We start from the raw sequence: 18,429 nt of genomic DNA on the forward strand, positions 1-18,429 counted from the left end.
CAACCCTGAGACTTTGGAATGCAAGCATCTGACAATACAACTAAATTAGGCCGCTTATTTAGCTGGATCAGTTGGCTGCTGTTGCTTGGGTTACTGTACTGGTTTTTTGAAGATCAGATTTCGTTACAAATAAACCCCAATCAGCAGCTGCAAAGCCAGATTGGCGGCAGTGGTGAAAAAGTCACAGTGCTCAAGCGCAACAAAGCCGGTCACTACGTGGGTACAGCCTTGTTTAACGGTGTACCTATGGAGTTTATGCTCGATACAGGAGCCACAGTAGTCGCAGTGTCTGAACAGGCGGCGCAAAAACTGGGCATGGCCAAAGGCCAGCGTTATCAGGTCAGTACAGCCAATGGGCCTGCTGCTGCGTACGACAGCCAACTGAATAGTCTGCAACTGGGTGATATTGTGTTAACCAACATACGCGCCAGTATCACGCCTGGCTTGCATGGCACAGATATTTTGTTAGGCATGAGCGCACTAAAACAATTAGAATTCAGCCAACAACAGGATGAGCTGAAGCTAATCCAACGCTAATTTTTAATGGGCTTTAGGCCCGTTACGACACCGGAACTATAAATACAGATGATTAACGTCCCTTACCTTACTGATTTACAACGGGATATTGAACTGACTGTTCGTCAGGCTCTGGCTGAGGATTTAGGCCATTTACCGCTGGACCAAGGTGATATTACCGCGTCTTTGATCCCAGCAAGCCAACAGGCCAAAGCCACTATTATCAGCCGCGAAGACTGTGTGTTTTGTGGCAGTGCCTGGCTGACCGAAGTGTTTCGTCAATTGTCCGCTGAGGTTCAGGTGGAATGGTTTGTTCAGGATGGTGATAAAGTTACTGCCAACTCCGTCTTGTGTGAGCTGACAGGCCCTGCCCGTATTCTATTAACAGGCGAGCGCACCGCGCTTAACTTTATCCAGAGTTTAAGCGGTACAGCCACTACGACGGCTTTGTATGTGGCATTATTAGAAGGCAGCTCAACCCGCTTGCTCGATACCCGCAAAACTTTGCCTGGTATGCGTTTGGCCCAGAAATATGCTGTGGCTTGTGGTGGTGGTAAAAACCACCGTCTGGGTTTATACGATGCATTTTTAATCAAAGAAAATCATATTGCAGCAGCTGGTTCTATCGATAACGCGGTCAGCATAGCTCGGCAAAATTTCCCAGGGAAACCTGTTGAAGTTGAAGTCGAAGACTTGATTGAATTTGAACAAGCTCTCAAAGCGGGTGCTGACATTATTATGCTGGATAACTTCCATATTGCCGATATTCAGCAAGCCGTCAGTCTGAATAAAGGTGGAGCCAAACTGGAAGTATCAGGCAATATTACCGCTGAGGCTCTGCGCTCGTTAAGCAGTACAGGAGTGGATTACATTTCCAGTGGCGCTTTAACCAAAAATCTACAAGCCATTGATTTATCGATGCGTTTACGTAGTATCTAAATAGAAATCAGCAGATGGGGATATGCTCTTCATCTGCTGTCATTCGTCGCAGCAAACAGCAAATTGATAAAACACTGATACACTTTCTGTAGTGTTCCAGCAAAGTTGTGATCGCTATGACTACTCTTCCACGAAGTTCAGGCACTGTAAGCTATTGGCGTGATGACAAAGGTTTTGGTTTTGTTAGCACCGAGTCTGGCGAACGACTATTTTTTCATATCCGTGACTTTCGATCCTGCCCTGCCAGAAGACCGCAACAAGGTGACAAGCTGAGCTTTGAGCTGAGTATGGACAAACAGCAACGGCCTTATGCTTTGGCTGTGCAGTTAGAAGAAGCCACAGTTGCGGAGGTAAAACCAGCCAAAGCCAGCGGACCTGATTTTTCTCACATCCAGCAGCAAGCCTGGTGTTTCCGTTATTTGTTTTTTTTCTTGTTGTTACTGTCGTTGCTGGCTGGGTCTTTTGTCTTTACCGTCCCTTTGTTTTATCTCGAAGCCAGCCTTTTTACCTACTGGCTTTATCAAATCGATAAAAAACTGGCTTGTAGTGGGCAAAGCAGCCGCTTGCCTGAAGAAAGTTTACAAATGTTCAGTCTGATTGGTGGTTGGCCTGGCGCCTTAGTTGCGCAAAAACACCTGCACCATAAAGTGCACAAAATGCCTTTTCAGCGTGAGTTTCGTTTTGTTATTTATGGCAATAGCTGCTTTTTACTTTGGTTGCTATCTGACTCCGGCTCCGCGTTTTTGCAGAAAGTCGCTCTGCTTTCATAAACCCTAATAGAGAGAGCCATTAAAAATCAATAATTTAACCAGTAATTCACTTTTTTCATCCGCTCTGTTTGCAACTGGAATTAAACATCAGGGCACAGCTTGCTTAATAACAAATATTAACCAGAATTAAGTAGCCCCATATGTGGGCAAACCAATCAGGAGATGTTCCATGAAACGTAATCAAGGTTTTACCCTTATTGAATTAATGATAGTTGTTGCGATCATCGGTATATTAGCTGCCATTGCTTTACCTGCTTATCAGGACTACACAGCGAAAGCCCGGGCTTCAAACGCTGTAGCATCATTAGGTGGTCAAAAAATTAAAGTAGCAGAAGCATATGCCACCAGCGGAGCTTTGGGTTGCGAAGACTCTTCAGGTGTAGACATTGAAAACTGCTCAGACGCAGGTGTTTTGGCACTAGCCTATGATGGTATTACCGCCACTCTGACCCCAACAGCACCAGCAGCTGGTTCAGGTGAAAGTATTGTCTGGGTTTGTAGTTTGTCCGGCGATGGCGCAGTGCCTATTAAAGGCTGTGATGTAGCTCCATAATAATGAACTAATAATAAAAACGGCCCACTACGGGCCGTTTTCTCAATGAAATAAGGATATCAGACACCCGCAGTTCCTACACCGAGAGCCCGTATGGCATTAAACCCAAGCTCAATTTTACTAAAACGTTTGCACCAGGCGAATCTGGTCGACCCACAGATCACCGCTAAACTGCTGCATGAAAAAAGTCATCTGTATCAAACCATTGCTGATCTGCTGATAGGTGAAAAACTGATCCAGTCAAAAGTCCTGGCAGATGCAGCCGCCTCTTTTACCTTACACAGCTCCATGGATTTAGACTTTTTTGATATCAATGCCATTCCAGAGCAGCTACGTAATGAAAAGCTCATTCGCAAACACCATATTCTGCCGCTGAGTAAAAGGCACAAAACCTTATTTCTGGCGGTAGTCGATCCAACAGATATGACGTCTGTGGAAGATTTTGAATTTAATACCGGCCTGAACGCCGAAATGATAGTGGTCGAGTTTGATAAGCTCCACAAAGCCATCGACAAATTATTTGAAACTACGGCCACCGACAGCTTTACCGACACCCAATGGGATTTAGCCAAAATGGGTTTGGCGGGCGGTGAAGAAGAAGACACTAAAACTGTGGGGTCGGACAGTGAAGATCAGCCTATTATTTCTTTTATTAACAAGATGCTGCACGACGCTATCCGTAAGGGGGCTTCGGATCTGCATTTTGAGCCTTACGAAAAAAGCTACCGTATCCGTTTTCGGATTGATGGTATTTTGCATGAAGTCGCATCACCCCCAGTCGCTTTGTCTACCCGTTTGTCCGCCCGTTTAAAAGTAATGTCGAGATTAGACATAGCTGAAAAGCGTGTACCGCAAGATGGACGCATTAAACTTAAACTGTCGCAAAAAAAATCGATCGATTTTCGGGTCAGTACCTTGCCGACCTTATGGGGCGAAAAAATAGTGATGCGGATCCTCGACTCTGACAGCGCCATGTTAGGCATTGATATTCTGGGTTATGAGGCCGAACAAAAGCAGCTGTATCTGGACGCTTTAGCCCAACCGCAAGGCATGATTCTGGTGACAGGCCCGACAGGCTCAGGCAAAACTGTCTCTTTGTATACAGGGCTGAATATTCTCAATACCGAAGAAACCAATATATCCACAGCTGAAGATCCGGTTGAAATCAATCTGCCAGGTATTAATCAGGTGCAGGTCAATCCAAGAGCCGGCCTGACCTTCCCTTCGGCTTTAAAAGCTTTTTTGCGTCAGGACCCTGATGTCATTATGGTGGGCGAAATCCGGGATATTGAAACCGCTGAAATCGCTATCAAAGCAGCGCAGACCGGCCATTTAGTCTTAAGCACTTTACACACCAACTCAGCTCCTGAAACCTTAACCCGCTTGCTGAACATGGGCGTGCCAGCCTACAACGTCGCAAGTTCTGTCACATTGATTATCGCTCAGCGGCTGGCACGGCGCTTATGTAATCACTGCAAAGCGGCTGAACAGTTACCCGAACAGGAAGCGTTAAAACAAGGATTTTCTGCCACGCAGCTCAGTCAACTCAAACTGTTTAAACCTGTGGGTTGTGATCATTGTACAGGGGGTTATAAAGGCCGTTTGGGTATTTATGAAGTGATGCCGATCACGGCGCAGATTGCAGCTAAGATTATGGCAGGAGCTAATTCGCTGGATATTGCCGCTCAGGCCCAGATTGAAGGATTCCCAAACTTACGCCAGTCGGCTTTAAAAAAAGCAGCTGCTGGCTTCACCAGCCTTGCCGAAGTGAACCGGGTGACTAACGCCTGAGCCAATAAATAAAGCGCGAGGATTAGAATCATGGCCGAAGTAAAACTTAAGCAGCTGGATATCTTCCTGTGGAAAGGCATAAACAGGAGGGGTAAAACCAGCAATGGTGAGATCAGGGCAGGCTCAGTCGCGGAAGCCAAGGCTTTGCTGCGTCAACAAGGCTTTACTCCTTCTTCAGTGAAGAAAAAAAGCAAACCCATGGCCTTTACTCAGCCTTCGATTAAGTCGTCCGATATTTCCGTCGTCACCCGACAAATAGCCACTATGCTGGGCGCTGGCGTGCCTTTGGTACAAAGCATTGATCTGATTGCCAGCGGTGCCAGTAACGAAACCTTACGCCAGTTGATGGCTAAAATATCAATCAAAGTACAAGGCGGAACGCCTTTATCCGAAGTCCTGAGGGAACACAAAGATCATTTTGATGAGTTGTACTGCGATTTGGTGAAGTCCGGTGAACAGTCCGGCGCTTTAGACAGAATTTTTGACCGCATAGCCATTTACAAAGAAAAAGCCGAAGCACTGAAATCTAAAATTAAAAAAGCCATGTTTTATCCTATAGCTGTGGTTGTAGTCGCAGGTATAGTGACCTCTATCTTATTAATTTTTGTGGTACCACAGTTCGCTGAAATTTTTGGCAATATGGGCGCAGAGCTGCCAGCTTTTACCCTGTTTGTGCTGGGCATTTCGGAGTTTATGCAAGCCTACTGGTATTACGCTCTTGGCGCCATCATCGCCGCCGTATTTGCTATGTCTAAATCTTATAAAAACAGCCAGAGCTTTAAAGTAGCAGCCGATCATGCAATTTTAAGACTACCCATTATAGGTATGATTTTAAATAAAGCTGCTGTAGCACGCTACGCCCGCACTTTATCCACCACCTTTGCCGCTGGTGTGCCTTTGATTGAAGCTTTAGAATCTGCAGCCGGAGCGGCAGGCAACGAGAAATACCGGGCTGCCATTTTGTCAGTGCGTGAAGAAGTAGCAGCAGGTAATCAAATGCATCTGGCAATGAAAAATACCGCATCTTTTCCTGAGATGGTCAATCAAATGGTAGCAATAGGCGAAGAGTCAGGTGCGCTGGACAGTATGCTGTCAAAAGTCGCCACTATCTATGAACAGGAAGTGGACGATGCTGTAGATGGTTTAACTGCCTTACTTGAGCCCTTGATTATGGCGGTGTTAGGTGTCTTAATAGGCGGACTTATTATTGCGATGTATCTTCCGATCTTCCAACTGGGCAGTATTGTGTAATGGATTTTTTCTCTCCTCTGGTGCAAGTGTTCGAACAGTCTCTACTTACTTTTTACATCATAGTGACGCTTTTTGGTCTGGCGGTTGGCAGTTTTCTCAATGTGGTGATCTACAGATTACCTAAAATGATGGAACTGGCTTGGCAACAGGACTACCAGCAGTACTTTGATCAAAATGCTGAACAAACAAAAACCAGATTTAATCTGGCTTTGCCACACTCCCATTGCCCTAAGTGTCAGCATCAGCTATCAGCTCTGGACAATATTCCGCTGTTAAGCTGGATAGTGCTGAAAGCCAAATGCCGCTACTGCAAAGCACCTATCAGTGTACGTTATCCAGCCATAGAAGCTTTTACAGCTTTGTTGTCTTTGCTGGTGGCTATGCATTTTGGTGTAACAGAACAGAGCCTGATTTATTTAGCTGTGACCTGGTGCCTGATTGCCTTGTCTTTTATCGACATAGACAAAATGCTGTTACCCGATCAAATTACCCAGCCACTGCTTTGGTTTGCCTTATTGCTCAGCGTCACAGGCTTTACTGTGTCCCCGACCGATTCATTGATAGGCGCTGCCGCAGGTTACTTAAGTTTATGGTCTGTGTTCTGGTTATTTAAACTGGTAACCGGCAAAGAAGGTATGGGGTATGGTGATTTTAAACTGCTGGCTATTTTTGGTGCTCTGCTCGGCTGGCAATTATTACCGCTGATTATTTTATTATCCTCCGTAGTTGGTGCTGTGTTGGGTTCACTGATGCTGCTGGTTCAGGGCAAAGGCAAAGCTACTCCTATTCCTTTTGGGCCCTATATAGCTGCAGCAGGTTGGATTGCGATTTTATGGGGCAAGGATATTACTGCCTGGTATCTGGGCACTATGGGTCTTTAGTCAGCACAAGGCAGTTACAACATGTCTGGATATATAGTAGGCCTGACTGGCGGTATTGGCAGCGGTAAAACCACTATCGCCAATTTATTTCATGATTTAGGTATACAAAGTGTTGATGCCGATCTGGTTGCGCGTGAAGTAGTGATGCCGGGAGAACCCGCTTTGGCAGCCATAGTGCAGCACTTTGGCGCTGGCATTTTGCAGCAAGACGGCCAACTGGACCGCGCAGTATTGCGAGCCAAAATCTTTGCTGATGAAACAGAAAAACAATGGCTCAATCAATTATTGCATCCGCTGATCCGCCAACGTCTGTTGCAGCAGTTACAGCAATGCACATCAAGCTATGCGTTGTTGATTGCCCCTTTGTTGCTGGAAAATAAGCTGCAAACTTATACAGACAGAGTGCTGGTTGTCGACGTGCCAGAAGAGCTACAGCTCTGTCGCACAGTGCAACGAGATCAAGTGCCAGCAGAACAAGTACAAAACATTCTGCAAAGCCAGATAGCCCGACCGGAGCGCTTGCGTCTGGCAGATGACGTGCTGCTTAATACAGTGCCGGTATTTGCGCTTCAACCACAAATACAGCAGCTACATAGTCGTTATCAGCAGTTTGCCAAGGAAAAACTAGCAAAAAGCTCTACTTAGGTTTATGGTAATGAACATTGTTAACAAATGTTTCAGATATGACTTCAATCATCTACGAACATCCGCTGAACGAAAAAGTACGCACCTATCTGCGGGTTGAGTACTTATTTCAGCAGGTCACTAAGTTGCTGCCACTGGAAACAGAATGGCAACAGCAGGGCTTTTTTACCTCATTGTTTTCGTTGATTGAAGTATTGGAACGCAATGATGTGCGGCCAGATCTGATCAAAGATGTGGAACGCTGCGAATCTGCTTTAGTGAACTGGTCGCGTCACCCTTCCATTTCAGATGAGATGCTGCAAAGCATGTTACAAAAAGCGGTGCGCCTGCAAAGTGAATTATTGCGTTGCGGAAAATTTGCCAATAGCTTAAAAGAAGATAAATTCCTTTCCCCGCTGCGCCAACGTTTTTTTATTCCAGGTGGCACCTGCTATTTTGATTTACCTCAGCTGCAATACTGGTTTTCTCAACCTCTGGCTCAACGTAAAAAAGCAGCACAAGATTGGCTAGACCAATTGTCGCTGGTTGAAACTGCTATTTCTTATGTGCTGACCTTTATTCGAGAGCGCGGCCAATTTCAGCCATTAGTCGCAGAAAATGGTTTTTTCCAAAGTAATACCGAGCAGTTTGAATTACTGCGCATTGAGTACTCAATGGAATACCAGAGTTATCCTACTATTAGCGGTAACAGATACCGTTATGCCATACGTTTTATGCAGCTCTGCGACAGCTTAGGCCGCACCACAATGGATAAAGCTATTCCTTTTAAATTGGCTTGTTGTTAGATTGTATTAACTGCCTGACGGGCGGGGATAAACCACCGCCCCTACTATTTTCTCGCCTGAAATCCACAGTCTGCGGTACACTAGCGCACTTTTGAGTTTGCTTCCGGAGTACGCCTTATGGCCACTATCGTCAAATGCCCGACCTGCCAGAAAGAAGTCGTCTGGGGTCCAGAATCCGCTTTCCGGCCTTTTTGTTCTGACCGTTGCCGTTTAATAGATTTAGGCGCCTGGGCCAATGAAGAACACAAAATACCGGATAAAGGCCGTGCCGATTTGCCGCTCTCTGAGCAGCAATTAGAACAGTTAGAAAATGAGTTATTGGAACAAGATAACGAGTTTTTTAAATAAATTTTGTACTGTAGGGGCGACCTTTATGGTCGCCCGTCTACCCGTTCAAACCGATCCCAAATGACCATTAAGGCCGCCCGAATTCGGTCAATAACTTATCCAAAATAGGCTGATTGGCATCAGGGAACTGATACTGATGAAGCTCAGATAAAGGCACCCAGCGCACTGGCTGGCCTTCCAGACCTTTTGCTTCACCTTTAAACTCTTGCACCAGATGAATATCCAGCAACACTGTTTTTTCTGGGTACGCATACTGCAATTCAAACCAGGCAGTGGAGCCGGCAATATCCAGATCCACTTCCTCTTTCAGTTCACGGGCCAACGCTTGCGCTGTGGTTTCACCAGCTTCCACTTTGCCACCAGGAAACTCCCAGCGACCGCCCTGGTGCAATTTATCAGGACGCAAAGCTAACAACACTTCTTTGTCCTTTAAAATTACACCTACGGCGACGTGAACTACTTTGACAGTCATCAGTTAAACCAGCTTACCGTGACACTGTTTGTATTTTTTACCAGAACCACAAGGACAAGCGTCGTTACGACCTATCTTTTCCGCATCACGAAACACCGGAGCAGGGCTGCTTTGTGGAACCTCAGTAGCGACCTGCTCCATTTCTTCGTGCTGATACTGCATTTCTGTGCTTTCAGCTTTACGACGTTGATCTTCTACTGCATCCACATCTTCAGCGGCACGGATTTGCACCCGTGATAACACACCGACTACGTCCAGTTTCAGGTTGTCCAGCATGGTAGAGAACAACTCAAAAGCTTCACGCTTGTATTCTTGCTTCGGGTTCTTCTGCGCATAACCACGCAGGTTAATGCCCTGACGCAAGTGGTCCATCGCCGCCAGATGCTCTTTCCAGTGCGTGTCCAAGCTTTGCAGCATCACTGATTTTTCAAACTGACGCAGCACTGAAGGGCCAACCATATGCTCTTTCAGCTCATAGGATTTATCGACCACTTCGTGGATTTGCTCACGCAGTTTTTCTTCAAATAGCTTCTTATCGTCTGCTAACCATTTAGCGATAGGCATATCTATGGCGAAATCAGCGCGGAAACGGGCTTCTAAGCCTGGAATATCCCACATCTCGTCCAGAGACTGAGGCGGAATATATTGGTCCAGTACAGAGGCAACGACGTCGTGACGGATAGCTTTGATGGTTTCAGAGATATCGGCAGCATCCATCAGCTCATTACGCTGTTCGTACACCACTTTACGCTGATCGTTCGCTACGTCATCGAATTCCAGTAATTGCTTACGGATATCAAAGTTACGGGCTTCTACTTTACGTTGAGCGTTTTCAATAGCACGGCTGACCCATGGGTGTTCAATAGCTTCACCTGGTTCCATACCCAGTTTACGCATCATGCCGGCCATACGGTCTGAGGCAAAAATACGCATCAAGGCATCGTCTAACGATAAGTAGAAACGTGAAGAACCTGGGTCACCCTGACGACCTGAACGGCCACGTAACTGGTTGTCGATACGGCGCGATTCATGGCGTTCAGTACCAATGATATGTAAACCACCAGATTCGATGACTGCATCATGACGTTTTTGCCATTCGGCTTTTACCTGAGCAATTTGCTCTGCACTGGCATCCGCGCCTAATGTGGCCAATTCAGCCTGCAAGTTACCACCCAACACTATATCTGTACCACGACCGGCCATATTGGTCGCAATGGTCACAGTACCAGGCTGACCAGCCTGAGCAATAATTTGTGCTTCGTTGGCGTGGAACTTAGCGTTTAATACCTGATGCGGAATTTTAGCGTCGAGTAGCAATTTTGACAGATACTCAGAACTCTCAATTGAAGCTGTACCGACCAGAATAGGACGCTTCAGTGCTCGGTTCTCTTCAATGTCTTTGATAATGGCCTGATACTTTTCTTCCACTGTCAGATAGACCAAATCGGCCATATCTTTACGCACCATAGGTCTGTTGGTTGGAACTACTATAGTTTCAAGGCCATAAATAGACTGGAATTCAAAAGCTTCAGTGTCCGCTGTACCTGTCATACCAGCCAGTTTGTCGTATAAACGGAACAGGTTCTGGAAAGTGATAGATGCTAAAGTCTGGTTTTCATGGTTAATATGCACACCTTCTTTGGCTTCAATAGCCTGGTGCAAGCCTTCAGACCAACGACGGCCTTCCATAGTACGGCCAGTATGCTCATCAACAATAACTATTTCGTTATCTTTGATCACATAGTCCACGTCTTTCTTAAACAGGTTGTGCGCGCGTAAAGCAGCATAGGTATGGTGCAACAGAGTAATGTTGGCCGCAGAGAATAAAGAATCGCCCGGTTGGATTAAGCCCAGCTCCTGTAGAATTTCTTCGACACGGATTTGACCGAGCTCCGTCAGATAAATTTGTTTGGCTTTTTCGTCAATGGTGAAGTGACCATCGCCCATAGCGCCTTCTTCATCTTCTTTTTCCTGCTTAACAAGCTGAGGCACTACAGTGTTAATCACACGGTACAGCTCAGAGCTATCTTCAGCCTGGCCAGAAATAATCAGCGGCGTGCGGGCTTCGTCTATTAAAATAGAATCCACTTCATCGATAATGGCGTAGGCCAAATGGCGCTGCACCCGTTCAATAGCGGAGAAAGCCATATTATCGCGCAGGTAATCAAAGCCAAATTCGTTGTTAGTACCGTAGGTAATATCAGCGTTATAAGCAGCTTGTTTGTCCAGGTGTCCCATGCCAGGCACGTTAACACCGACAGTTAAGCCTAAGAAATCAAATAAAGGCGCGTTGGTTTCAGCATCACGACGGGCTAAGTAATCGTTGACAGTAATGACGTGCACAGACTGGCCACTTAAAGCATTTAAGTAAGCCGGCAAGGTTGCGGTTAAAGTTTTACCTTCACCCGTACGCATCTCAGAAATTTTGCCCTGATGCAGCACAATACCGCCGATCAACTGTACATCAAAATGGCGCATCTTGAAGATACGTTTACTGGCTTCACGCACTGTAGCAAAAGCTTCTGGTAATAAATCATCCAGCGTAGCGCCATCTGCAAAGCGTTGTTTAAATTCCGCCGTTTTTAATTTGAGTTGTTCGTCAGACAGGTCAACAAAAGAAGCTTCCAGACTATTAATCAGATCAACCGTTTTTTTCAATTTTTTTAAGTAACGATCATTACGGCTACCAATTAATTTGGCGAAAAATTTTCCAAACATTTTATAAATACCACTTCTTGGTTGAGACTCAATCCGAGTCCGGCCTGAGCCTTATTTTATCCGGCTGACCTGAAGCTCTGGCCTCAGTTCAGCCGCTATATATTATTGGATACGGCGATTAACAAACATCATAGGGTCAATTTGTTGACCATTTTTCAGCACTTCGTAATGTACATGTGGGCCTGTGGAACGGCCTGTGCTGCCCATAATGGCAACTTCCTGGCCTTTGGTCACCATCTGTCCAACCTGAACAGTGGTTGCCTGAGCATGGGCATAACGGGTGCGATACCCATCACTATGCTCAATTTCAACCATTTTACCGTAGCCAAAACGTTCTCCAGCCCAGGTTACAATACCACCTGCTGTAGCAAAAATAGAATCGCCTTCTTTACCTGCAAAATCTACCCCACGGTGCACTGCGGGTTCACCACTAAAGGGGTCACTGCGCACCCCAAAACTCGACGACAAGTAACCACTTAATACAGGACGGCCGGATAACTGGACGCTTTTTCCTATATGGTGATTCAGGTCCAGAGATTCAAGCATGGCAAAGCGGGTTTGCTCTGATTGCAGGTTTTGCTCCAGCTCGTTGAGTTGTAACAACACCGCATTCAGCTCAGCCAGACTAATTTCAGTAGGCGTTTGCGAAGGGCCGCCCATAGCAGGGGCCTCATGCAGATTAAATTCTTCAGTCGATAAATTAGCAGCGTCAATTAAGCGCTCACCCACCATATTCAGTCGGTTGACTTGTGCCTGCAGCGTGGCGACTTTGGAGGTTAACGCAGCTAGCTGGTTTTCAGCGCGGCGGCGAATATCAGCAATTTCTTCTGTTTCTGCAGCACGACTTAACTGCACTTTTTCAAGTTCAGCATTACCTTGCTGAAACAGATTAGCAAAAGCGGCTCCTGCACCAGACGCAATACAAAACAGTAAGACGGCCGTGACTGTCAGTTGCGATGGCGTACTGCCAAAGCTGAAGTGGCGATGTCGGCCACGATAGAAAACTGTTACACTCATGCAACCTCAGTATAAATTCATAAGTTAAGATGGCGCGCTATTCTCAGAAACCAGTGGATCTAAGTCAGTTGCTGCAACAAAGCTCTTTGTTGTCGACCATGCAGCACGCCGATCTGTTGCGCCAACTTAATACCGAATTAGCGCAGTTTCTGCAACTGGATCCATCCGGTTTTTGCAAAATTAGTACCATAAAAGCTGGTCGCTTAGTTATTTTATGCCAATCACCCGCCTGGGCGACCCGGCTGAAAATGCAAAGAGAGGCCATTCTAGACAATTTTCGCCAGAAAATCTTGCCGGATTTGGCAGGAATCGACATTGAGGTGTCGCCTAATACCCAGCTGCAATATGTCAAAGCGGAAGAAATCAAAACTGACGGACCTAAAATCTCTGAACAAGCGGCGGTGTATTTACTGGCTTTAGCACAAAACAGTGAAGGTGAGTTAAAGCAGAAACTACAAAGGTTGGCAGGGTTAGCCCAAAAAAACTCAACGCCGACATCTGAGTAGGGGCGTGGGCTTGTCCCCGCCCGTCTCAAATTTCAAACCAATGCCGTTGACGTGCGGCACGCAGTAAACAAAGCTGCAGCTTCAAGTACGACTGATTTAAGCAAGTTGTGGTGCCAAGTATGATATCGGCATTTGCGCTTCTTTATCGAAGCTGACAAATTCCCAGTTCGCCTGTTCAGCAAGTACTGCAGACAATAACTGATTATTTAAAGCGTGACCCGTTTTATAAGAACGGAACTCGCCCAGAATGCTGTAACCGGCCATATATAAATCACCGATTGCATCCAGAATTTTGTGTTTGATAAATTCGTCTTCGTAACGCAGACCATCCTGGTTTAACACCCGGAACTCATCCAGCACGACGGCGTTATCAAAACTGCCGCCTAATGCCAGATTATTGGCGCGTAAATACTCAATGTCCTGCAGGAAACCAAAAGTACGGGCGCGGCTGATGTCTTTAATAAAAGACGAAGCGGAGAAGTCGAGCTTCATGCGCTGTTTGGTTTCAGAAATCACAGGGTGATCGAAGTCGATGGCAAAATCCATACGGAAACCGTGGTGTGGCACAAACTCAGCCCACTTGTCACCGTCTTCAACCCGTACTTTTTGCTTAATGCGGATAAACTTTTTGGCTTTTTTCTGTTCGCTGATACCGGCTTCCAGTAACAGATAAACAAAAGGGTTGGCACTGCCATCCATAATAGGAATTTCAGCAGAGTCGACTTCGATAAACAAGTTATCTATACCTAATCCAGCCACTGCAGCCATTAAATGCTCAGTGGTGGACAGGCGTACGCCTTCGTCGTTGATCAAACACGTACACATCACAGTGTCGCCCACTAATTCAGGGGTGACTTTAAAATCAACGATCGGGTTCAGATCGACACGCCGGAATACAATACCGGTATTATCAGGAGCAGGCCGGAGAGTAAGCGTAACCTTTTCTCCCTTGTGTAAACCTACCCCGATCGAGCTGATTGATTTTGTAATGGTACGTTGTTTAATCATATTTTTTCCTGTTCAAATATTGAACAAATCCAAAATGGCGGCGAAGCATAACACAGCTGACCAGCTATGCCAACCTTTGAGCCTTTTGTAAGCTGACTAAAAATTAGTCAGCTTGTTTACGCAAAAACGCAGGAATATCGAAAATATCGATGTTCGCTTGTTTCTCCGCAACTGGCTTACTTTGCACAGCAGGGGCTTCTAATTGAGCCTGTGACATGTCACGAGCTGCGTTGCCCTGATGGTGAGCATAGCTTGTACCAGCATTGCCATAAACGTGCGCTGAACGCACTGGTTCATGACGGTGATTTGGCACCAGACTGATATCAGGCTTACGCTCTGCACCTATACCTGTGGCAACCACAGTGACACGCAGTTCGTCAGACATATCAGGATCAATAACAGCACCAACAACCACAGTCGCATTTTCGGAAGCAAAAGCTTTGACTGCATTACCTACAGTTTCAAACTCTTCAATACTGATATCAAGGCCAGCAGTGATATTCACCAGAATACCCTTAGCGCCTGATAAATCAATATCTTCCAGTAATGGGCTGGAAATGGCTTGTTCAGCAGCTTCTTCAGCACGGTCAGGACCTGAAGCGCGGCCAGTACCCATCATCGCAGTGCCCATCTCAGACATTACGGTGCGCACGTCGGCGAAGTCGACGTTAATCAGACCTGGACGGGTGATCAGCTCTGCAATACCTTGCACCGCACCTAACAGCACGTTGTTCGCCGCTTTGAATGCATCCAGCAAGCTGGTGCCTTTGCCTAAGACTTTTAATAACTTGTCGTTAGGAATGGTGATTAATGAGTCAACATGTTTTGCCAGCTCAGCAATACCTTCGTCTGCATAAGCAGAACGCTTTTTGCCTTCGAACGGGAATGGCTTAGTCACCACAGCCACAGTCAGAATACCCATTTCACGTGCTACTTCAGCCACTATTGGAGCAGCACCAGTACCAGTACCACCGCCCATACCGGCAGCGATAAAGATCATGTCCGCGCCTTGCAGCGTTTTCTTGATGGTTTCACGGTCTTCTTCTGCTGACTTACGACCTACTTCAGGGTTAGCACCGGCGCCTAAACCTTTAGTTACACCAGCACCCAGTTGCAGAGTCATATGGGCAGATGAATTACGCAGTGCCTGCGCATCCGTATTAGCCGCAATAAATTCAACACCTTCGATGTTGCTTGCAACCATATACTCAACAGCGTTGCCGCCACCACCACCAACACCTATGACTTTAATGACAGCTTCTTCGCTGTGGTTTTCCATTAACTCAAACATAGCTCTCTCTCCGTTTTAGTACGCTTACTCAAAAAAGTTAAAATTCGCCTTTAAACCAGCTGGTGAGTCGTTTCACCATGCCGCCGACCGACTCGCGGGCAGCGACAGCTTTTTTCTGCTGGGTCCGCATGTCTTTTCCATAAATCAGTAAACCCACTACGCTGGCGTAGGCCGGGTCCTGTACATATTCTCTTAACCCTGTAATGCCTATCGGATAACCCAACCGCACTGGCATCTGGAAAATATCTTCGGCAAACTCGATAGCACCTTCCATTTTGGCTGTGCCACCTGTCAGCACTATGCCTGCGGCAATTTGCTCTTCCAGACCAGAGCTGCGGATCTCTTCCAGCACCAGTTCAAACAATTCCTGGTAGCGTGGCTCTACTACTTCAGCCAGGGTATGACGTGACATGCTGCGGGCTGGACGACCACCCACACTTGGCACTTCAATATTTTCTTCTTTACCGACCATGCTGCGCAGGGCACAGGCATATTGCACCTTAATGTCTTCTGCATGCCCCAAAGGAGTGCGGAAAATCTTGGCAATATCGCTGGTGACCTGATTACCAGCCACAGGGATCACGGCGGTATGGCGCAAAGCACCATTGGTAAAAACTGAAATATCTATAGTGCCGCCGCCCATATCGACCACGCAGACACCCAGTTCTTTTTCGTCATCCGTCAGCACCGCATAGCTGGATGCCAAAGAAGAGAAAATCAGCTGGTCAACATGCAGCTCGCAGCGCTCAGCACATTTTTCGATATTTTTTGCCATATCATTAGCGCAGGTGATGATGTGAGCCTTGGCTTCCATCCGCACCCCAGACATGCCGATTGGGCTTTTAATGCCTTCCTGCATGTCGACTGAAAATTCCTGTGGCAGCACATGCAACATGCGACGCTCAGCCGAGATAGGCACAGACTTAGCGGCATGGATCACGTTGATCACATCTTCAGCTGTCACTTCGGCGTCATTTATAGGCACCATGCCACTTTCGTTCTGACAACGAATATGTTTGCCGGTAATGCCTAAATACACAGAAGACACGCGGCAATCAGCCATCAGTTCAGCTTCTTCCACGGCGCGGCGCACAGACTGCACCACCAGGTTCAGATCGTTGACACCACCTTTATCCATACCACGGGACACGTGAGTACCTACTCCAACAATACTTAACTGATTGTCAGAGGTAATCTCGCCCACTAAGGCTTTAACCTGTGCTGTGCCTATATCTAAGCCAACGATAAGATCACGTTCTGTCGACTTTGTCATCTTGTTCTCTTTGTTCTGGCGCTTCGACCCAACGTACAGCGACGCCTGTGTCATAACGCAAATCAACTTCGGCGACTGCCTGAGTTTTATGTTTACTAATCACAGGGTACAAATCGATAAACCGCTGCACCCGCTTTGCCGTATCTTCCCGGCCCAGAGTCAATTGAATGCCCTCTGCTAAATTCAGTCGCCAGGCCTGACGGGCTGACACTGTGAGTCCTGTTGCCGCATGCTGATGGACAGTCAGCATTTGATTCAATTGATTGAACATGGTCAGTGCATCCTGCTCGGCCCCGTCCGGACCTTGTAACTTTGGCAATGGCTGCTTTAGTTCAGCGACAGGAGCGACAAAGATCTGACCTTGTTGATTGAGTAAATACTGGTCATTCCATACCGCGACTGGCTTATGTTCAGTCACCACCACCACGAGCGTATCAGGCCATTGTTTGCGCACGGCTGCCTGAGCTACCCAGGGTTGTTGCTGCAGAAACAGCTGCACCTGATCCACGTTCAAATTAAAAAAGTTACCCAGATACTGTTGTTGCAGCTTTTGGTTTAAATCTGCAGCTTCAATCTGAGAAAAATCGCCATAAACCTTCACTTGCTGTATAGGTGCACTTTGTTGATCCTGACTCCAGAGCCAGATCTGATAACCTAACCAGCAGACAAACCAAACGGAAAAACAGAAAAACAGCACGCCAGCCCAAAAGGCTTTGTTGATAGGTGCTTTGACTGTCTTGCCGTTTTTTGTCATAAGGTCTGTTCTAAAATTTGTAAAACTAACTGCTCAAAACTTAAACCCGCTGCTTTAGCTGCCATAGGCACCAATGACTTTTCCGTCATGCCAGGCACAGTATTCACTTCCAGCAGATAAAAATTACCCTGCTCGTCCAGCATTGCATCAACACGGCCCCAGCCTGACGCACCAACAGCAGTAAAGGCAGCAGCTGCAACTTGTTGCAAAAAGGCAGTCTGCTCGGCTGTTAAAGGCGCAGGACAAAGGTATTCAGTGCTATTGGACTGATACTTGGCTTCATAGTCATAAAAAGAGCGGGGAGTACGCATTTCAACGATAGGCAAAGCCTTACCGTTTAATACGGTCACGGTAAATTCACGGCCCTGGATCCACTGTTCAACCAGTACATCCGAATCGTATTTGGTTGCTACCACCAATGCCTGTTCCAGTTCTTCGGCTGTGCTTGCTGCACTCATGCCGATACTGGACCCTTCATTTGCTGGTTTCACCATCACTTTACCAGCTAACTGCTGCAAAATATCCTGATAATTCAGTTGTTTTCCGGCTTCAGCCACTAAAAATTTTGCCGTAGGTAACCCTTGTGCCTGAAACAGCCATTTGCAGCGGATTTTATCCATCGCCAGGGCAGAACCTAAGACGCGGCTACCAGTGTAAGGTAAGCCCATCAATTGCAACGCACCTTGCATAGTACCGTCTTCACCACCACGGCCATGCAGCACTATAAATACACGATCAAAACCAGCTGCAGTGAGAGCACTTAGCGGCTGATCTTTGGGATCAAAAGCATGGGCGTCGACACCTTGTTTTTGCAAGGCAGCCAGCACAGCGGCCCCTGAACGTAACGACACTTCACGTTCTGCCGAGGTTCCACCAAACATCACTGCTACTTTGCCAAATTTGCGGCTCAT

Annotated in this window: 19 protein-coding genes; 11 read left to right on the forward strand and 8 right to left on the reverse strand. The window is 46.7% G+C overall.

Features of this window, described 5'->3' with window-relative positions; translation table 11 throughout:
• The first annotated feature begins 18 nt into the window (after positions 1-18).
• The 10 genes from EK374_RS17870 to yacG all read left to right on the forward strand — a co-directional run bounded on the left by EK374_RS17870 (position 19) and on the right by yacG (position 8,479).
• Positions 19-537, forward strand: coding sequence for a retropepsin-like aspartic protease family protein (locus EK374_RS17870; protein ID WP_127025890.1), 519 nt, complete (start codon positions 19-21; stop codon positions 535-537).
• A gap of 48 nt (positions 538-585) precedes the next feature.
• Positions 586-1,455, forward strand: coding sequence for a carboxylating nicotinate-nucleotide diphosphorylase (gene nadC / locus EK374_RS17875; protein ID WP_127025891.1), 870 nt, complete (start codon positions 586-588; stop codon positions 1,453-1,455).
• A gap of 116 nt (positions 1,456-1,571) precedes the next feature.
• Positions 1,572-2,225, forward strand: a complete 654-nt coding sequence (locus EK374_RS17880; RefSeq protein WP_127025892.1) for a DUF1294 domain-containing protein — start codon at positions 1,572-1,574, stop codon at positions 2,223-2,225.
• A gap of 169 nt (positions 2,226-2,394) precedes the next feature.
• Positions 2,395-2,778 carry a pilin gene (locus EK374_RS17885; RefSeq protein WP_127025893.1) on the forward strand — a complete coding sequence of 128 codons (384 nt, stop codon included), beginning with the start codon at positions 2,395-2,397 and terminating at the stop codon, positions 2,776-2,778.
• Between the two features lie 93 nt (positions 2,779-2,871).
• Positions 2,872-4,569: a type IV-A pilus assembly ATPase PilB gene (gene pilB / locus EK374_RS17890; RefSeq protein ID WP_127025894.1), complete on the forward strand. Its 1,698-nt coding sequence runs from the start codon at positions 2,872-2,874 to the stop codon at positions 4,567-4,569.
• 30 nt (positions 4,570-4,599) lie between these two features.
• Positions 4,600-5,820: a type II secretion system F family protein gene (locus tag EK374_RS17895; RefSeq protein ID WP_127025895.1), complete on the forward strand. Its 1,221-nt coding sequence runs from the start codon at positions 4,600-4,602 to the stop codon at positions 5,818-5,820.
• Positions 5,820-6,701 (forward strand): prepilin peptidase, encoded by an 882-nt coding sequence (locus tag EK374_RS17900; RefSeq protein WP_127025896.1) that lies wholly within the window; start codon positions 5,820-5,822, stop codon positions 6,699-6,701. Before EK374_RS17895 ends, EK374_RS17900 begins: the two co-directional genes overlap by 1 nt.
• 21 nt (positions 6,702-6,722) lie before the next feature.
• Complete coding sequence (gene coaE, locus EK374_RS17905) at positions 6,723-7,346, forward strand: dephospho-CoA kinase (protein ID WP_127025897.1); 624 nt, start codon at positions 6,723-6,725, stop codon at positions 7,344-7,346.
• A 38-nt stretch (positions 7,347-7,384) separates the two neighbouring features.
• Positions 7,385-8,131, forward strand: a complete 747-nt coding sequence (zapD, locus tag EK374_RS17910; RefSeq protein ID WP_127025898.1) for a cell division protein ZapD — start codon at positions 7,385-7,387, stop codon at positions 8,129-8,131.
• 117 nt (positions 8,132-8,248) lie between these two features.
• On the forward strand, positions 8,249-8,479 hold the full coding sequence (yacG, locus tag EK374_RS17915) for a DNA gyrase inhibitor YacG (RefSeq protein ID WP_127025899.1): 231 nt from the start codon (positions 8,249-8,251) through the stop codon (positions 8,477-8,479).
• Positions 8,480-8,546: 67 nt separating this feature from the next.
• Here the strand turns inward: yacG and mutT are convergent, their stop codons facing one another.
• The 3 genes from mutT to EK374_RS17930 all read right to left on the reverse strand — a co-directional run bounded on the left by mutT (position 8,547) and on the right by EK374_RS17930 (position 12,686).
• Positions 8,547-8,951 carry an 8-oxo-dGTP diphosphatase MutT gene (gene mutT / locus EK374_RS17920; protein WP_127025900.1) on the reverse strand — a complete coding sequence of 135 codons (405 nt, stop codon included), beginning with the start codon at positions 8,949-8,951 and terminating at the stop codon, positions 8,547-8,549.
• Between the two features lie 3 nt (positions 8,952-8,954).
• Positions 8,955-11,669 (reverse strand): preprotein translocase subunit SecA, encoded by a 2,715-nt coding sequence (secA, locus tag EK374_RS17925; protein ID WP_127025901.1) that lies wholly within the window; start codon positions 11,667-11,669, stop codon positions 8,955-8,957.
• A 102-nt stretch (positions 11,670-11,771) separates the two neighbouring features.
• A complete protein-coding gene (locus tag EK374_RS17930) occupies positions 11,772-12,686 on the reverse strand; it encodes a M23 family metallopeptidase (protein WP_127025902.1) in 915 nt (304 codons plus the stop codon).
• A 29-nt stretch (positions 12,687-12,715) separates the two neighbouring features.
• On the opposite strand from EK374_RS17930, the gene EK374_RS17935 reads away from it, so the two are divergent.
• Positions 12,716-13,192, forward strand: coding sequence for a DUF721 domain-containing protein (locus tag EK374_RS17935; protein WP_127025903.1), 477 nt, complete (start codon positions 12,716-12,718; stop codon positions 13,190-13,192).
• Between the two features lie 96 nt (positions 13,193-13,288).
• Here the strand turns inward: EK374_RS17935 and lpxC are convergent, their stop codons facing one another.
• The 5 genes from lpxC to EK374_RS17960 all read right to left on the reverse strand — a co-directional run bounded on the left by lpxC (position 13,289) and on the right by EK374_RS17960 (position 18,429).
• Positions 13,289-14,200, reverse strand: coding sequence for a UDP-3-O-acyl-N-acetylglucosamine deacetylase (gene lpxC, locus EK374_RS17940; RefSeq protein WP_127025904.1), 912 nt, complete (start codon positions 14,198-14,200; stop codon positions 13,289-13,291).
• 103 nt (positions 14,201-14,303) lie between these two features.
• Positions 14,304-15,491, reverse strand: coding sequence for a cell division protein FtsZ (gene ftsZ / locus EK374_RS17945; protein WP_127025905.1), 1,188 nt, complete (start codon positions 15,489-15,491; stop codon positions 14,304-14,306).
• A gap of 37 nt (positions 15,492-15,528) precedes the next feature.
• Positions 15,529-16,764, reverse strand: coding sequence for a cell division protein FtsA (gene ftsA / locus EK374_RS17950; protein WP_127025906.1), 1,236 nt, complete (start codon positions 16,762-16,764; stop codon positions 15,529-15,531).
• The gene (locus EK374_RS17955) at positions 16,742-17,518 is read right to left on the reverse strand and encodes a cell division protein FtsQ/DivIB (RefSeq protein ID WP_127025907.1); all 777 of its coding nucleotides are present in this window, start codon (positions 17,516-17,518) and stop codon (positions 16,742-16,744) included. Before EK374_RS17955 ends, ftsA begins: the two co-directional genes overlap by 23 nt.
• On the reverse strand, positions 17,515-18,429 hold the full coding sequence (locus tag EK374_RS17960; RefSeq protein ID WP_127025908.1) for a D-alanine--D-alanine ligase: 915 nt from the start codon (positions 18,427-18,429) through the stop codon (positions 17,515-17,517). The genes EK374_RS17955 and EK374_RS17960 overlap by 4 nt, the downstream gene beginning before the upstream one ends.

This window comes from Rheinheimera mangrovi (assembly GCF_003990335.1).
Lineage (GTDB): Bacteria > Pseudomonadota > Gammaproteobacteria > Enterobacterales > Alteromonadaceae > Pararheinheimera > Pararheinheimera mangrovi.

Excerpts from the sequence above, each read along its gene's own strand:
- EK374_RS17870 (WP_127025890.1), top strand. The coding sequence starts at position 19 with ATGCAAGCATCTGACAATACAACTAAATTAGGCCGCTTATTTAGCTGG.
- nadC (WP_127025891.1), top strand. The coding sequence starts at position 586 with ATGATTAACGTCCCTTACCTTACTGATTTACAACGGGATATTGAACTG.
- EK374_RS17880 (WP_127025892.1), top strand. The coding sequence starts at position 1,572 with ATGACTACTCTTCCACGAAGTTCAGGCACTGTAAGCTATTGGCGTGAT.
- EK374_RS17885 (WP_127025893.1), top strand. The coding sequence starts at position 2,395 with ATGAAACGTAATCAAGGTTTTACCCTTATTGAATTAATGATAGTTGTT.
- pilB (WP_127025894.1), top strand. The coding sequence starts at position 2,872 with ATGGCATTAAACCCAAGCTCAATTTTACTAAAACGTTTGCACCAGGCG.
- EK374_RS17895 (WP_127025895.1), top strand. The coding sequence starts at position 4,600 with ATGGCCGAAGTAAAACTTAAGCAGCTGGATATCTTCCTGTGGAAAGGC.
- EK374_RS17900 (WP_127025896.1), top strand. The coding sequence starts at position 5,820 with ATGGATTTTTTCTCTCCTCTGGTGCAAGTGTTCGAACAGTCTCTACTT.
- coaE (WP_127025897.1), top strand. The coding sequence starts at position 6,723 with ATGTCTGGATATATAGTAGGCCTGACTGGCGGTATTGGCAGCGGTAAA.
- zapD (WP_127025898.1), top strand. The coding sequence starts at position 7,385 with ATGACTTCAATCATCTACGAACATCCGCTGAACGAAAAAGTACGCACC.
- yacG (WP_127025899.1), top strand. The coding sequence starts at position 8,249 with ATGGCCACTATCGTCAAATGCCCGACCTGCCAGAAAGAAGTCGTCTGG.
- mutT (WP_127025900.1), bottom strand. The coding sequence starts at position 8,951 with ATGACTGTCAAAGTAGTTCACGTCGCCGTAGGTGTAATTTTAAAGGAC.
- secA (WP_127025901.1), bottom strand. The coding sequence starts at position 11,669 with ATGTTTGGAAAATTTTTCGCCAAATTAATTGGTAGCCGTAATGATCGT.
- EK374_RS17930 (WP_127025902.1), bottom strand. The coding sequence starts at position 12,686 with ATGAGTGTAACAGTTTTCTATCGTGGCCGACATCGCCACTTCAGCTTT.
- EK374_RS17935 (WP_127025903.1), top strand. The coding sequence starts at position 12,716 with ATGGCGCGCTATTCTCAGAAACCAGTGGATCTAAGTCAGTTGCTGCAA.
- lpxC (WP_127025904.1), bottom strand. The coding sequence starts at position 14,200 with ATGATTAAACAACGTACCATTACAAAATCAATCAGCTCGATCGGGGTA.
- ftsZ (WP_127025905.1), bottom strand. The coding sequence starts at position 15,491 with ATGTTTGAGTTAATGGAAAACCACAGCGAAGAAGCTGTCATTAAAGTC.
- ftsA (WP_127025906.1), bottom strand. The coding sequence starts at position 16,764 with ATGACAAAGTCGACAGAACGTGATCTTATCGTTGGCTTAGATATAGGC.
- EK374_RS17955 (WP_127025907.1), bottom strand. The coding sequence starts at position 17,518 with ATGACAAAAAACGGCAAGACAGTCAAAGCACCTATCAACAAAGCCTTT.
- EK374_RS17960 (WP_127025908.1), bottom strand. The coding sequence starts at position 18,429 with ATGAGCCGCAAATTTGGCAAAGTAGCAGTGATGTTTGGTGGAACCTCG.